Genomic DNA, 13,132 nt, shown 5'->3' with positions numbered 1-13,132 from the left:
GAGACCTTGGCTCGGAGGCTACGTTCCCGGCAATGAGAGGGCAGTCGCCGTGTACATCGGATGGGTAGCAGTGCAGGCGTCTTCGCCGATCAAGGGAACGAGGAGCACCCCGCCGATCTTCTTCCTCGCATGCCGCGGCGCCGGTGCGCGGGAGGCGTTCAGGCGCTGCCCTTCACCGCGGCCGACCGGGGTGATGAGCGACCTCCATCCGGTGACATCCTCTTTACGAGCTGTTTACGAGCTCGATCGCAGGCGTCGTGCCGGTCGTGTGGGAGCCGATCTACACGGCCTCGAAATTCGCAGTTCAGGCCTTTGTCCATTCCACGCGCCGGCAAGTGGCGCAGCACGGCGTGCGCGTCGGTGCGGTGCTGCCAGGACCTGTCGTCACGGCCTTGCTCGACGACTGGCCGAAGGCGAAAATGGAGGAGGCGCTGGCCAATGGCAGCCTGATGCAGCCGAAAGAAGTGGCCGACGCCGTCCTTTTCACCCTGTCGCGGCCGCGTAATGTGACGATCCGCGATCTGGTGATTCTGCCGAATAGCGTGATCTGTAAACACCGGCCCCAGACTGCAGTTAGCCTGATCCTTGCCGACTTCAAAGGAGAGACCATGAGCGACACATCTCGCATGCCAGAAGCAGATGCCAAACATGTCATCGGCGTCGACGTCGGCACCGGCAGCGCTCGCGCCGGCCTGTTCGACCTGACCGGGCGGATGCTGGCGTCCGCCAAGCGGAATATCACCCTGTTTCACGAACCGGGTTCGATGGTTGAGCAATCGAGCACCGAGATCTGGGCGGCCGTTTGCGCGGCAGTGCGCGACGTGGTTTCCTCGGCCGGAATCGATCCGGCGTCCGTCATGGGGCTCGGGTTCGATGCCACCTGTTCGCTCGTCGTCCTTGGCGAAGGCGGCAAGCCGCTTCCCGTCGGGCCCTCGGAAGATCCGAACCGGGACATCATCGTATGGATGGACCACCGCGCCGTGCCGCAGGCGGAGCGCATCAATGCGCTCGGCCATGACGTCCTGCGTTACGTCGGCGGCCGTATCTCGCCTGAGATGGAAACGCCCAAGCTTCTCTGGCTGAAGGAAAATCGCCCTGAGGTCTTTGATGCCGCGTGGCAATTCTTCGATCTTGCAGATTTTCTGACCTGGCGAGCGACTGGCGATCTGTCGCGTTCGACCTGCACGGTCACCTGCAAGTGGACCTATCTCGCCCATGAGAAGCGCTGGGATGGAGATTATTTTCACCAGATCGGCCTCGGCACGCTCGCCGACGAAGAGTTTGCCCGCATCGGGCAGGCTATCGTCGAGCCCGGTTCGGCACTCGGTCGAGGACTGACCGCGGCTGCAGCCGGCGAGCTCGGCCTGAAGCCGGAAACGCCCGTCGCTGCCGGACTGATCGATGCCCATGCGGGCGGAATCGGAACCGTTGGCACGGGTGCCGGTCCACAAGCCAATCTGGCCTATGTCTTCGGTACTTCCTCCTGCACGATGACATCGACAGCTGAGCCGTCGTTCGTGCCCGGCGTCTGGGGGCCTTATTATTCGGCGATGGTGCCAGGTCTGTGGCTGAACGAGGGTGGCCAGAGTGCCGCCGGCGCTGCGATCGACCAGTTGCTCTCCTTCCATCCGGCTGCCGCGGAAGCGAGGGAGCTTTCGAAGAAGGCGGGCGTTCCGCTGCCGGTTCTGCTCGCAGATATGGCCGCCCGAAAGGCGGGCCGTTCTTCGGATGCCGTCACGCTTGCGACCGGATTGCACGTCGTTCCCGAGTTCCTCGGCAACCGCGCGCCCTTTGCCGATCCGCATGCCCGCGCAATCATTGCCGGTCTCGGGATGGAGGACGATATCGGCAGCCTGGTTTCTCTTTACGTCGCAGGGCTTTGCGGTATCGGCTACGGCCTCAGGCAGATCATCGAGACGCAGGCCGATGCGGGCGTTACCATCGAAAACATCGTCATCAGCGGTGGCGCCGGCCAGCACGACTTCGTTCGCCAGTTGCTTGCCGATGCGAGCGGCAAGCCGGTCATCGCGACAAAGGCAGAAGAACCGGTCCTCCTGGGGGCCGCCATCTTGGGCGCTGTCGCCAGCGGGCTGTTTGCGGATGTACGCCAAGCGATGACAACACTCTCGGCGGTCGAAACGACATTCCTGCCATCAGAAGGTCCGATCCCCGATATTCATCATAAACGCTATGAAGGATTCAAGGAGCTTCAGGCTCTGGCGCGCAAGCTGCGTATCGACGGTTAGATATCCAACGCCAATCCGCAGAGGTCCATCAGCGATCGATCGGCCAAGAGCTAGCGCCGAACGATGACCTGGGTTCCCGGCTGGACGATCTCGTAAAGCTCTTCGACATCTTGACGGTACATTCGAAAGCACCCGCTCGACGCATTGGTGCCGATAGACGAGGGGTCGTTGGTGCCGTGGATGCGCAGCAGGCCATCGGCGAGATAGATCGCGCGGGTTCCAAGCGGATTGGCGGGGCCGGGCTTCACGACCGCTGGCAGCCGAGGGTTCTTCTGCCGCATGCCGGCTGTGGGTCGCCATTCAGGATGTGCTCGCTTCGACACGACACGCGTAGATCCATACCATTGCTTGCCCTCACGGCCGACCGCGATGGGGTAAGCGAATTGCTCGCCCCAAGGGGTGGTGTAAATCAGCGTATGCTCGCTCGTCACGATTTCGATGGTTCCTTTTGCACGCCCTGTCGGCGATTGTCTGCGATCATGCAGGGGCTCTTGATAGGGAGGCGCCGGATCGTAATCGAGTGGTGGCGGATAGGGGCTGTAGGGATCGTCGTAACCATATCCATCAAAGTCTTCATAACCATCATACGGCCCATAGATCTGGGCTTGAGTCTGAAAGACCGTCAGCAAAAAGGCCGCAGCCACGAGAGCCAGCAATCTCATCTTGTTGCCATCCGCTTGTTGAACAAGCTTGATTGGGCTGAATTCTGTGGCGGCACTATGACTGCTCGCCGCAGGATCTTGAAAAGCCGCTGATGATGCTGCGGTCGCTCAACCGGTCGGCTCCGATATCGAACAGGAACTGGCTGAGACCGATCCTCGTCCTCAGCCCGCCTTCCAAGACGTTTCATGTCCATTCCTGTCGGAGCGATAGCGCACATGATCGACGAGGGCGCGCAGCTTCGGAGGCAGATTTCGCCGATCCGCGAAATAAAGAAAGAAACCTGGGAACGGCGGTAGGTACTCCTCCATCAGCGACACCAGTTCTCCCCGGTCGAGATATGGCCTGAACGTTTCTTCCATGTCGAATGTCACGCCTCCGCCGGCGCATGCTGTCCGCACCATGACACCCATGTCGTTTGTCGTGATCCTCGGATTGACGGCCACGTCGAACTCCCGACCATTCTCCTCAAACTCCCAGCGATACGGCGCGACATCCGGCGCCGGACGCCAGCCGATGCAGCAGTGCCGCGAAAGCTCTGATGGATTTGCGGGCCTTCCGAAGCGTTCCAGGTAAGACGGCGCGGCGACGACGAGCTGCCGCTGGTTGCCAGAGACCGGTACCGCGATCATGTCCTGCTCAATCACTTCGCCGAGCCGCACACCCGCATCGTAACCCTCGGCGACGATATCGAACTCCTCATCCGTGACGTTTACATCGACCTGCACGCCCGGATAGGCGTGCGTGAAGCTCGCAAGCAGCGGCCCGGAAATAAACCGCTCGGCAATCGACGATACAGCGAGGCGCAGGAGCCCTGTCGGCTGGGCCCCCTGATCCTGGGCATCATCCAGTGCCAGTTCGACTTCGGCGACAGCGGGCCCAACGCGCTCGTAAAGCCGCATGCCCGCTTCAGTCAGGCTGACGCTCCGCGTCGTGCGCTGTATGAGAGCAACTCCCATCCGGTCTTCCATCCGTCGGATCGCCTGGCTCACCGCCGAGTGGGTGAGGCCGAGGCGCTCAGCCGCGCCGCGGAAACTCTTCGCTTCCGCGACGGCAAGGAATACGGATACGAGTTTTAGATCGATGGCCATTGGTCAGTAAAGCTTACCAAGCTTGTCACCATTCGTAAATTGTTTCGCCGTCGTGTCCGCCGTACTTTTTGACCCAGAAGACATTCGGATAAAAATCCGGCCCCCTCGCAAGATATCGGGCCGGTCGCGGCGGGCTTCGTTTCACCGCTCTCACCCGGCCGGTCACATTTGGCAAAGGTCCGGGTTGGGGCGCTGACGAAAGCGGAGCGGGAGGGTCCTCAGGTCTCGCGTCCGACAAAATGGATCGAACAAGGAGAATTTCCATGTATCAGAATATCCGCTCACACTTTGCAGCCGCAGGTACTGCGGCGCTCTTGGCCGTGTCGCCGGATGTGGTCTTCGCTCAGACGGTGGAGGAGCGCCGCGAACGCGGTGCTGCTGTCATCCGGAGCCTCAACAACGGCGCGACACAGCCAAATTTAGAAGCGATGCGGCAAGAGTTTCCGTTCCTCGCCGAAGCGACCGAAGCCTACGCTCTCGGAGACGTGTGGTCGCGTCCGGGTCTCGATAACCGCACGCGCCAACTCGCCGCCGTCGCTGCATTTGCAGCAATGGGCCTGACAGACTTGATGAAGGTTCACGCCGGATATGCGCTCAACATCGGCGTTCCCGAGGAGGAGCTCAAGGAAGTGATCTATATGATAACGGTTCCGGCAGGCTTTCCCCGTGCCATTGCTGCGTCGCAAGCACTGTCTCGGCTTTTTGCTGAGCGATCGGACGCCGTCGACAATAAGCCAGCGGGAGCCAGGCCGTAGTCACGGTCTTGAAGCGCGCAATCGCCGCTGACGCGGACCTACGTGAAAACCCTGCAAGCCATGGGGATCCCCTACAACCCGGACTTTAACGGCGCACATCAGTTTGGCGTCGGATTCATGCAGCATACCATAGACTGGAAGACCAGAAGGCGGTCCAGCGCCGTCGATGCCTTCCTCGCACCGGTGATGAGCGATCCGCTGCTGACCATCGAGACGGAAGCGACTGTCACCTCGATCAGGATGGATGGAGATCGCGCCACTGGCGTCGATTACATACGCAACGGGAGCCGGAAATCCGCGAGCGCAGGGGAGATCATTCTCGCCGCTGGAGCCTACCAGACGCCAAAACTGTTGATGATTTCTGGTGTTGGACCGGATGGCGAACTCACCAAGCATAATATTCAGAAGAAGGTCGTGCTGCCTGGCGTCGGCAAGAACCTGCAGGATCATTACGAGTGCCCGGTCGTTGCAACCACGAAGGGGGCCTTTGGCTATTACGGTGCGGACCAAGGCTGGCCAATGATCAAGGCTGGGCTGCAGTATCTCATGTTCAAGACGGGTCCGGTCTCGACGACTGGGGTGGAGACCTGCGCTTTCTACGACCCTGACGGCAATAACGATCGACCGACGATCCAGTGTTCTGTGTGCCGACCGTCTACCTGGACCGGGACGTCATGGGCACCGAACCCGGTGATGGCGTCACGATCAACTCGCTTCTGCTTCGTCCAAAGGCGAGGGGATCGGTGACGTTGGCGTCGAGCGATCCATTCGAAAACCCGATCGTCGACACCCAGATCTTCGGCCATCCCGATGACCTGCGCCTGACCATTGCAGGGTTCCGGTTCGCCCGGACGGTTCTCGAAGCCTCCCCCATGTGTGAGCTGATCGAAAAAGAGATATTCCCTGGCGCGGACGTGACAAGTGACGAGGCCCTCGCCGCTCATTGCAAGCGCACTGTTAAAACCGGCTATCACCCTGTCGGCACGTGCAAGATGGGTCAAGACAGCGACCCGGAAGCGGTCCTGGATACCAGCCTCAGGGTCCGGGGCACACGAGGCTTGCGGGTCGTAGACGCGTCGCTGATGCCAACGATCGTCAGCGGCAACACCAACGCCGCCGTCATGGCTGCGGCAGGCAAAGCTGCCGGCCTTATCCTCGCATAGACTGGGCACATCATGAAGATCATAAAATCACAACCTACAGGCCATCGCTGGAGCAATTGGAATCGCCCCTCTAGGAGATAGGTCTGTTATGCGATCTTCGGCTGCGATATTCTCGACCGATGAAACTCAGTCAGACCATACGGTTCTGTGCCTCCGAGGACGGCACCCGTATCGCCATGGCGTCTTGCGGGCAGGGTCAGGTGATCCTGCGGGCGGCGCACTGGCTGAGCCATGTCGATTACGATCTCGAAAGCCCGGTGTGGCGGCCATGGCTGCAGGCGCTGTCCGCCCACAACCGGTTTGTGCGCTACGATCCGCGCGGCTGCGGTCTGTCGGACCGGCATGTCTTTGACCTCTCGGTGGAAGCGTGGCACGCAGACCTTGCTGCCGTGGCAGCGTCGATCGAGGAGCCGCGTTTCGTCCTCCTCGGTCTTTCGCAGGGCGGCGCACTCGCTATCGCATACGCCCTCAAGTATCCCGAGCGAGTATCGCATCTCGTGCTCTTGAACGCGTACGGTCAGGGTGCCCGCGCCAGAGCCCAGACCGAGGCGGAGCGGCTGGAAGCCGAGACCCTTGTCAATTTCGTTCGCATCGGCTGGGGACGCGATAATCCGGCGTTTTGCCGGTTCTTCACCAATCTCTTTATCCCCGACGGCACGCCTGAACAGCATCGCTGGTGGGGCGATCTCGAGCGGCAAACGGCAACGGCCGACGTCGCCGCACAACTGCTTTGGCAAATGCAGGGGATAGATGTGATGGACCTTGCGGCGATGCTGCGCGTCCCGACGTTGATCGCACACAGCCGCGGCGACATGCGCGTGCCGTTTGACCAGGGTTGCAAGCTCGCCGCCGCGATTCCGGGCGCGCGCTTCGTGCCGCTTGAGAGCAAGAACCATGTGCTCTTGCCGGACGAGCCTGCGTGGAACCTGTTTCAAGCCGAACTTGCCGCCTTCCTCGGACAGGATCGAGCCGTGCAGCCGCGCGCAGTTCGTGAGGCCGGTCTGACACCCGCCGAAGCCGCCCTTCTCGACCTCGTCGCGGAGGGGCTAGACAACCGCGTGATTGCAGAACGGCTTGGCAAGAGTGCAAAGACGGTGCGAAATCAGCTGTCGGTGATCTTCAACAAACTCGGCGTGCATAGCCGCTCGCAAGCGATCGTCGTCGCGCTCTCCCGATAGTCCCGCTTCTACGGTGCCGATGGGACATGTGTCCCGTCCAAGGAGCGGATTTCTTCGCAGACCTGGGACAACCGCCTCATGCCCCCCGAGGCGGCAAGCTTCATCCTTGGCGTCACGGATGGCAAGACGCCGTCCGAAGACCGGGAGGAATTCGAAATGACGGAAATCAACGAAACAACGCTCAATGAACTCGTGGGCCGCGTCCTTGGCGACCTTGGCGGAGCGGTTAGCGTGCCGCTGGTCCGGATAGGAGATGCTCTCGGACTATACAGGTCGCTTAAGGAGATCGGGCCGGTGAAGGCCGACGAACTTGCCGATGCCTCGGGATGCGCACCTCGCTATGTGCGAGAGTGGCTGGCGGCGCAGGCTGCCTCGGGTTATGTGCACCATGAGCGAGGATTGTTCTCGCTGACCCCCGAACAGGCCTTCGTGTTTGCCGAGCCGGACAGCCCGGTCAATCTGATCGGCGCGTTCGATACCGCTGCTGCGATGGTCGAGAACCAGCCGAAGGTGCAGTCCGCCTTCAAAACCGGCCGAGGCGTTGCCTGGGGCGATCAGGCTGGCTGCATGTTCTGCGCCGTCGCGCGGCTGTTCCGCCCGGGTTATGTCAATGCCCTTGTGCAGGACTGGCTGCCGGCGCTCGACGGTGTCACCGACAGGTTGAAAACGGGTGCGAAGGTGGCGGACGTCGGATGTGGGCACGGGCTATCGACGATCCTGATGGCGCAGGCGTTTCCCAATTCCCGGTTTGTGGGCTACGACTTCCATCCAGGCTCGATTGCTGCTGCGTCCGCGCACGCCCAGGCACACGGTTTGACGAACCTGCACTTCGAGGTCGGCCGGGCGCAGGACTTCGACGGCCGAGATTTCGATTTGATCACCTGCTTCGACTGCTTGCACGACATGGGCGACCCGCAAGCCGCTGCGGCTCATATCCGAAAGGCATTAAAAGAGGGCGGCGTCTGGATGGTGGTCGAACCAATGGCCGGAGATACGCTGGAGGAGAATATCAATCCGGTTGGACGGCTCTACTACTCAGCCTCGACGATGATCTGCGTTCCGACCTCGCTTGCGCAGGAGACAGGGCTGGCACTCGGTGCGCAAGCGGGAGAGCGGCGATTGTCCGAGGTGATCCGCTCAGGCGGTTTCACTCATATCCGGCGTGCAGCCCAGACGCCCCTCAACATGGTTCTCGAGGCAACCTGAGAGTGTCGCAGCCTCGCGTGGGAAATGGCCACGCCGCATTCCCGGTCTCGTCAGGAAAGTCGACGAGTGCGGCGGCTGGCTTGCAGGAGCACGCCAGCAGGAGCCTGATGAAGGTGGATGCGCTCGCTCCAGGTTAAGCGCATAGCCGAAGGCTTTGCTCTTGGCAGGCTGTGTGGTAGGAGCGGGTCATGACATCACTGATCGATTTCGATTGCCGAAGCTGTGGAGCCTGCTGCTCCTTTTCGTCGACCTGGCCCAGATTTTCCACCGAAACAGACGCTGCTCTCGATTTGCTGCCGGCGCATTTCGTCGCCGCAAACGAGCAGGGAATGCGTTGCGACGGTGCGCGCTGCTCCGCATTGGTCGGTCGCGTCGGTTCAGAGACATCCTGTCAAGTGTACGATCTTCGGCCTGACGTCTGCCGCGCCTGCGTCCCAGGGGATGACGCATGCTTGACCGCGCGCGCGTTCTTCGGGATCGGTCAGCCAAGTTTGCCGCCCAGTCACATCGATGCGGAACTGCCAATGAACTGAGATGCGTGGTTCTGTCCGGCTCCTCTCTTCGTCCCGTCTCCTCCGAGAGCGAGTAGGCGCCTGCTGATCCAATCCACGCTGACGTTGAATCCCTCTTCCACTCAGCCGAAAAGAACTCTTGGCTACAGAGGGAGATGACTTATGGCTGACGAAAACAGGACAGGCCCCGTTACCGCGGTTGCTGAAACGGATGCAACGGCAAAAGTGCCGGCGGCGAAAAAGCAGCGCACCACGGCGCCCGAAGGCAGTTGCCGGAGCAACGGGTCGCAACTGTACTCAAAGACGCTCGATCTTACGGACCGCTTCGTCAATAATATCCGCAACATCCAACTGAAGGTCACGGGTAGGGTCTCCCGCCAACTTCTGACCCAGGGCGGTCTTCAGCCCTTGCATCGCGCGTCCGACAGGACCGGCCGACACATCAGTGCCACGAAAACGCAAAGCCTCGATCCTTGCCAGCACACCCTGCGCCTCCGTGCGATGCTCATCGAGGTAATGTTTTCCATCCGCGTTCAGCACATACGCACGTTTCTGATCGCTCGGCGCCGACGAGGCTAGGAGCATCTGATCCATCATCATGGAAAGCTTTGGATAAACGATCCCCGAACTGGGTGCGTAATTACCACCGGACCGCGTTTTGATCTCTTTGATTAAATCATACCCGTGCCGCGGCACTTCGCCTTCCATCAACAGCAATAAAAGATATCCCAACTCATCGCCGTCGAGCATTCGACGTCCAGCGGGGGCTTCAACATTGATATCATTCTTTGCCATGCTAGCTCTAAGCCATCTCTAAGATATATCTTGACACTGATTTAATGCGTTGTATACATGACGCCGACGCCGCACTCGATTGTCAATGCGGCTCATTCAAGCGTGAGAGCGAAAATGAAGAAAGTTGCAGTCATCGTTGGCTCGCTGCGTCGCGAGTCCATCAATAAAAAATTCGCGAAGGTCCTCGCTCACCTGGCCAAAGATCGCCTTCACTTCGATATCGTCGACCTCAGCAATGTCCCGCTTTACAACGACGACCTCTGGGAAACCGCACCGGAGTCCATTTTGGAGCTTAAGCGGCGTATCTCGGAAGCCGATGGCGTGCTCTTTGTGTCTCCCGAATATAATCGCTCGTTCACCCCGGTTCTCAAAAACGCCATCGATTGGGGCACGCGCCCTTATGGAAAGAACGTTTTCTCGAACAAGCCGGGCGCTGTGGTCGGCACGTCGCCCGGTGCAATCGGTTCGGCTGTCGGTCAGAGCCAGTTGCGGACAGTCTTGGCTTCGATCCACGTCGTCACGATGGGGCAGCCCGAGGTTTACCTTTCTTGGAAGGAGGATTTGTTCGACGCCGACCTAGACATCGTCAACGAGTCCACACGGAGCTTCCTGGAGACCTGGGTGGATCACTTCGCCCGTTGGATTGACCGAATGGGTGGAGAATTGACCAGCTCGTGATGCCGCCGCGCTATTGCCGCTGCCCTCAAGGAAGTTTGTAATGCCCCACAAGTACAGGGTCGCCGTGGAAGAAATCGGCGATGAAGCGGTCACCAAGGAGCCTCTGGTTTTCGAAGTGACCAATCATGATGACCTGTTGCACATCCTGAAACTGGTTCAGGAAAAGAGAGTCGTTCCACCCGAAGAGGCAGCCGAGCTGACGATCGGGTTCAAGTTATTCGCTGAGGTGCTGCTGCGTCATCGCGCCAAGCCGCCGTTTGCAGACTTCTTCCCGCACGTCAAAGAATTCATGCAACAGTTGAAGCGCTACGAACCTCGGTAGCGCTCTATGCCTTCCCAGAAAGCTTTCGATGACGACCGACCAGGATCTGTTGATCGCCGTACACGCCATCGTAGGCGTTGATCGTAAACTAAATAGCCGCGACCCCTCTGAACTGAGAAGGATCGCAGAATCCTTACATCAGCAGCATCCGCATCGCACATCTGACGAAATTGAAGAGCGCATAAAGAGCATCCTGCGCAACAAGCGCTGAGTTTCCGCAACGGCCATAGGCCACAAGCGAACGCGATGACATTGCCAGGCTCTCGGGCATGTGTCTTGATTACGAAGGACAGGGGTCTGCTCTATGCATAGACCTGAAATGCGGGAGTTGGTGGCTTTTGTAGAAGTGGCACGCCAGCTCAACTTCACGCGGGCTGCCGCGAATGTGGGCGTCTCGGTCCCGACTTTTAGTCAAACTCTACGCGGCCTTGAAGAGAAGCTCGGCGTCCGCCTTCTGACACGAACCACCCGCAGCGTCTCGCTGACGGATGCGGGAGACGAGTTCCTGAAATCATTGGAGCCGCTGCTCGAAAGCCTTGATGTGGCGCTGGACGATCTAAACCGCTTCCGCAGTGAGACCGGTGGACGCCTTCGGATCATTGGTTCGCGAACTGCTGCGACACTGCTTGCTGCGCCACTGATCGGCCAGTTCTTGTCTACCCATCCGGATATCGAAGTTGAAATGCTGGTTGACGATCTTCACGTCGATCTCGTTGAAAACCGGATAGACGCGGGGATCCAAGTTGGAGAGCGGATAGAAAAGGACATGGTCGCCGTTCGGCTCGTCGATGCATTCGAAGAGGTTTTGATGGCATCGCCCGACTATCTCCGAAATCGGGTGGCTCCTGCCACGCCGTCCGAGCTGGGCGAACATTGGTGCATCCGCTTGCGGTCCTCCTGGGACGGAATTGTTCGTCCTTGGGTACTGACGAACGGCGATGAGAAAGCTGAACCGGCGACCGGTATGCATTTCGTGGCAAACGACCTTCGCGTCCTGGCCTCAGCCATTCGCGGCGGAGGTGGCATCGGCCTGGTCCCGAAGGTGCTGGTCAAGGAGGCGCTCGCCACTGGCGAGCTTGTCCGGGTTCTCGACGGTTGGAGCTCTTGGGTCTCGGGTATTTACCTGTTTTACCCAAGCAAGCGGCAGATGCCTGCCGCCCTTAGTGCTTTCATCAAGTTCATGCGGGAGAACAAGCCAGGCCCCGAATGGTTGCTAGCCCAATGACAACCGTTTGTGATGGTGCCGCTCAATCTCGAGCGAGATCGAAAACACAACCAAGGCTGCGATACCGAGACCGACACCCACAACACCTGTCGATGCAGGCCCAAATCTCGTCGTGATGAGCACTCCTCCAAGCGCCGCTCCAACTGCATTGGCAACGTTGATCGCGCAGCCATTAAGCATCGCACCCAGGCTTTGAGCGTGTCCGGCCACATCCATCAGTCGCGCCTGCAGCGGGGCGACGAGGGCAAGGGCAGAAAATCCTGCAAGAAACGCAGCAACGGCAATCAAAACGGCGCTGTGAACGCTGACCAGAAACAGGGCAAAAGTGATGACATTCAAGGTCAACAGAAGCCCAATCGCACGCATGACGCCCTTATCTGCCAACCAGCCTCCGAAGAAATTACCGACAACCATTCCGCAGCCGATGATGACGAGAAACAGCGGCGCCTTCTGCTCACCGATCCCAGTCACCGAGATCAAGGTCGGCACGAGGTACGTGTAGACTGCGAAAAGACCAGACAGGCCAAGGGAGCCGATCGCAAAGGTCAACCAAACCTGTGGCCTTGCCAGAGCGCCCATTTCCTTGGCTGCGCCGGAACCTTCAGCAGCGGGCATCTTCGGTATCGCTAGGTGACATGCCAAGGCCGCTACCAGGGCAACCGCTCCGAGAAGGAAATAGGGAATTCGCCAGCTTGTGCTTTCGCCAATGAAAGTGGCGATCGGCGATCCAAAGAGGTTGGCGACACTTAGTCCCATCATGACGCGAGCTACAGCCTGTGCCCGTCTGCCATGCCCAGCCATTGCGGCCGCGATCAGCGCAGCTATGCCAAAATACGCCCCGTGCGGCAGTCCGGAAACGAACCGAGCAACGATGAGCATGGGGAAATTTCCGGTCAGGGAGGTCAGGATGTTCCCGACAGCGCCAATGGCGAGGAGTACCAGGATAGATAAGTGTCTCGGCGTCCGGGCCGAGACGATTGCGATCAGGGGAGCGCCGAAGACCACACCCAGGGCATAAGACGTGACGGAGGCTCCAGCGACATCGACGGCCACACCGTTTGCCTTCGCCATTTCGGGAAGGAGACCCATTGCCGCAAATTCCGATGTCCCGAAGATGAAGCCGCCAAGGATCATTGCCGCTTCTGCCGCAAGCGTCCGAAATTTTTGACGATGGTGGGTCATGGGGTCTTCTTGTCCATGGTTGGAGGCAGGTTTGGCCGCAGGCCGGACATGGGGTATTGTCGGCCTGCGGGTCTTAAAGCGGTCGCGTCAGTGTTCTAGGGAAGCGAAACTGACGTACG

15 protein-coding genes are annotated in these 13,132 nt (G+C 59.8%); 11 read left to right on the top strand and 4 right to left on the bottom strand.

Annotated features, from left to right (window positions below; genetic code table 11):
- Positions 1–230 precede the first annotated feature (230 nt).
- The gene (locus HX899_RS08880; protein WP_281408834.1) at positions 231–2,246 is read left to right on the top strand and encodes an FGGY family pentulose kinase; all 2,016 of its coding nucleotides are present in this window, start codon (positions 231–233) and stop codon (positions 2,244–2,246) included.
- Positions 2,247–2,296: 50 nt separating this feature from the next.
- Here HX899_RS08880 and HX899_RS08875 read toward each other — a convergent pair whose 3' ends face one another.
- Both HX899_RS08875 and HX899_RS08870 read right to left on the bottom strand, forming a co-directional pair.
- On the bottom strand, positions 2,297–2,908 hold the full coding sequence (locus tag HX899_RS08875) for a L,D-transpeptidase (protein WP_181292262.1): 612 nt from the start codon (positions 2,906–2,908) through the stop codon (positions 2,297–2,299).
- 162 nt (positions 2,909–3,070) lie between these two features.
- On the bottom strand, positions 3,071–3,997 hold the full coding sequence (locus HX899_RS08870) for a LysR family transcriptional regulator (RefSeq protein ID WP_181292261.1): 927 nt from the start codon (positions 3,995–3,997) through the stop codon (positions 3,071–3,073).
- A gap of 263 nt (positions 3,998–4,260) precedes the next feature.
- Between HX899_RS08870 and HX899_RS08865 the strand changes: the two genes are divergently transcribed.
- The 6 genes from HX899_RS08865 (at position 4,261) to HX899_RS08845 (ending at position 8,832) form a co-directional block, all read left to right on the top strand.
- Positions 4,261–4,752: a carboxymuconolactone decarboxylase family protein gene (locus HX899_RS08865; protein ID WP_181292260.1), complete on the top strand. Its 492-nt coding sequence runs from the start codon at positions 4,261–4,263 to the stop codon at positions 4,750–4,752.
- 42 nt (positions 4,753–4,794) lie between these two features.
- Positions 4,795–5,499 (top strand): GMC family oxidoreductase N-terminal domain-containing protein, encoded by a 705-nt coding sequence (locus tag HX899_RS34995; RefSeq protein WP_348647910.1) that lies wholly within the window; start codon positions 4,795–4,797, stop codon positions 5,497–5,499.
- Entirely contained in the window at positions 5,427–5,915 is a 489-nt protein-coding gene (locus HX899_RS34990) for a GMC oxidoreductase (RefSeq protein WP_246697085.1), read from the top strand. The genes HX899_RS34995 and HX899_RS34990 overlap by 73 nt, the downstream gene beginning before the upstream one ends.
- 119 nt (positions 5,916–6,034) lie before the next feature.
- Positions 6,035–7,093 carry an alpha/beta fold hydrolase gene (locus HX899_RS08855; protein ID WP_181292259.1) on the top strand — a complete coding sequence of 353 codons (1,059 nt, stop codon included), beginning with the start codon at positions 6,035–6,037 and terminating at the stop codon, positions 7,091–7,093.
- A gap of 156 nt (positions 7,094–7,249) precedes the next feature.
- Positions 7,250–8,299 (top strand): class I SAM-dependent methyltransferase, encoded by a 1,050-nt coding sequence (locus HX899_RS08850; protein WP_181292357.1) that lies wholly within the window; start codon positions 7,250–7,252, stop codon positions 8,297–8,299.
- Positions 8,300–8,487: 188 nt separating this feature from the next.
- Positions 8,488–8,832 carry a YkgJ family cysteine cluster protein gene (locus tag HX899_RS08845; protein ID WP_181292258.1) on the top strand — a complete coding sequence of 115 codons (345 nt, stop codon included), beginning with the start codon at positions 8,488–8,490 and terminating at the stop codon, positions 8,830–8,832.
- Between the two features lie 276 nt (positions 8,833–9,108).
- Here HX899_RS08845 and HX899_RS08840 read toward each other — a convergent pair whose 3' ends face one another.
- The gene (locus tag HX899_RS08840; RefSeq protein WP_181292257.1) at positions 9,109–9,606 is read right to left on the bottom strand and encodes a PadR family transcriptional regulator; all 498 of its coding nucleotides are present in this window, start codon (positions 9,604–9,606) and stop codon (positions 9,109–9,111) included.
- Positions 9,607–9,720: 114 nt separating this feature from the next.
- Here HX899_RS08840 and HX899_RS08835 point away from each other — a divergent pair, with 114 nt between their 5' ends.
- From HX899_RS08835 to HX899_RS08820, 4 genes are all read left to right on the top strand, one after another.
- The gene (locus HX899_RS08835) at positions 9,721–10,284 is read left to right on the top strand and encodes an NADPH-dependent FMN reductase (RefSeq protein ID WP_181292256.1); all 564 of its coding nucleotides are present in this window, start codon (positions 9,721–9,723) and stop codon (positions 10,282–10,284) included.
- A 40-nt stretch (positions 10,285–10,324) separates the two neighbouring features.
- Positions 10,325–10,606 (top strand): DUF3861 domain-containing protein, encoded by a 282-nt coding sequence (locus tag HX899_RS08830; protein ID WP_138334214.1) that lies wholly within the window; start codon positions 10,325–10,327, stop codon positions 10,604–10,606.
- Positions 10,607–10,634: 28 nt separating this feature from the next.
- Entirely contained in the window at positions 10,635–10,817 is a 183-nt protein-coding gene (locus HX899_RS08825) for a hypothetical protein (RefSeq protein WP_155739745.1), read from the top strand.
- Between the two features lie 93 nt (positions 10,818–10,910).
- Entirely contained in the window at positions 10,911–11,831 is a 921-nt protein-coding gene (locus HX899_RS08820; protein ID WP_181292255.1) for a LysR family transcriptional regulator, read from the top strand.
- Here HX899_RS08820 and HX899_RS08815 read toward each other — a convergent pair.
- Positions 11,820–13,013, bottom strand: a complete 1,194-nt coding sequence (locus HX899_RS08815; protein WP_181292254.1) for an MFS transporter — start codon at positions 13,011–13,013, stop codon at positions 11,820–11,822. The genes HX899_RS08820 and HX899_RS08815 overlap by 12 nt on opposite strands.
- Positions 13,014–13,132: the final 119 nt, after the last annotated feature.

This window comes from Rhizobium sp. WYCCWR 11146, assembly GCF_013591995.1.
GTDB lineage: Bacteria > Pseudomonadota > Alphaproteobacteria > Rhizobiales > Rhizobiaceae > Rhizobium > Rhizobium indicum.
This window is presented reverse-complemented; position numbering and strand designations above follow the sequence as displayed.

Coding starts and splice junctions, on each gene's coding strand:
- HX899_RS08840 (WP_181292257.1), bottom strand. CDS start 9,606: ATGGCAAAGAATGATATCAATGTTGAAGCCCCCGCTGGACGTCGAATG.
- HX899_RS08835 (WP_181292256.1), top strand. CDS start 9,721: ATGAAGAAAGTTGCAGTCATCGTTGGCTCGCTGCGTCGCGAGTCCATC.
- HX899_RS08865 (WP_181292260.1), top strand. CDS start 4,261: ATGTATCAGAATATCCGCTCACACTTTGCAGCCGCAGGTACTGCGGCG.
- HX899_RS08855 (WP_181292259.1), top strand. CDS start 6,035: ATGAAACTCAGTCAGACCATACGGTTCTGTGCCTCCGAGGACGGCACC.
- HX899_RS08830 (WP_138334214.1), top strand. CDS start 10,325: ATGCCCCACAAGTACAGGGTCGCCGTGGAAGAAATCGGCGATGAAGCG.
- HX899_RS08825 (WP_155739745.1), top strand. CDS start 10,635: ATGACGACCGACCAGGATCTGTTGATCGCCGTACACGCCATCGTAGGC.
- HX899_RS08845 (WP_181292258.1), top strand. CDS start 8,488: ATGACATCACTGATCGATTTCGATTGCCGAAGCTGTGGAGCCTGCTGC.
- HX899_RS08870 (WP_181292261.1), bottom strand. CDS start 3,997: ATGGCCATCGATCTAAAACTCGTATCCGTATTCCTTGCCGTCGCGGAA.
- HX899_RS34990 (WP_246697085.1), top strand. CDS start 5,427: ATGGGCACCGAACCCGGTGATGGCGTCACGATCAACTCGCTTCTGCTT.
- HX899_RS08875 (WP_181292262.1), bottom strand. CDS start 2,908: ATGAGATTGCTGGCTCTCGTGGCTGCGGCCTTTTTGCTGACGGTCTTT.
- HX899_RS08820 (WP_181292255.1), top strand. CDS start 10,911: ATGCATAGACCTGAAATGCGGGAGTTGGTGGCTTTTGTAGAAGTGGCA.
- HX899_RS08815 (WP_181292254.1), bottom strand. CDS start 13,013: ATGACCCACCATCGTCAAAAATTTCGGACGCTTGCGGCAGAAGCGGCA.
- HX899_RS08850 (WP_181292357.1), top strand. CDS start 7,250: ATGACGGAAATCAACGAAACAACGCTCAATGAACTCGTGGGCCGCGTC.